The 570-nt window shown below is 50.5% G+C and carries 1 rRNA gene; it reads right to left on the bottom strand.

Annotated features, from left to right (window positions below):
- A 23S ribosomal RNA gene (locus R5R67_RS19535) occupies window positions 1-570 on the bottom strand; the annotation flags it as partial.

The following is a 570-nucleotide window of genomic DNA, read 5'->3' as shown; positions in this document are numbered from 1 at the left end:
AACCGCTCAGGGAGCAAGTCCCATCACCATCAACAGCGTACCTTCTCCCGAAGTTACGGTACCATTTTGCCTAGTTCCTTCAGCAGAGTTCTCTCAAGCGCCTTGGTCTACTCGACCTGACCACCTGTGTCGGTTTCGGGTACGATTCCTGTGTAACTGAAGCTTAGAGACTTTTCCTGGAAGCATGGCATCAACCACTTCGCTGTACAAGTACAGCTTGCTATCAGATCTCAGCATAGAGTACCCCGGATTTGCCTAAGATACATGCCTACATCCTTCCACCTGGACAACCAACGCCAGGCTGACTTAACCTTCTCCGTCCTCTCATCGCATTACACAGAAGTATTGGAATATTAACCAATTTCCCATCGACTACGCCTTTCGGCCTCGCCTTAGGGGTCGACTCACCCAGCCCCGATTAACGTTGGACTGGAACCCTTGGTCTTTCGGCGAACGGGTTTTTCACCCGTTTTGTCGTTACTCACGTCAGCATTCGCACTTCTGATACCTCCAGCATACTTCTCAATCCACCTTCATCGGCTTACAGAACGCTCCCCTACCACTTGACTT

This window comes from Acinetobacter sp. OYA S30 (assembly GCF_033599315.1).
Classification (GTDB): Bacteria; Pseudomonadota; Gammaproteobacteria; order Pseudomonadales; family Moraxellaceae; genus Acinetobacter; species Acinetobacter baumannii.
The sequence above is the reverse complement of the archived record's forward strand: the minus strand, read 5'-3'. Positions and strand labels throughout refer to the sequence as shown.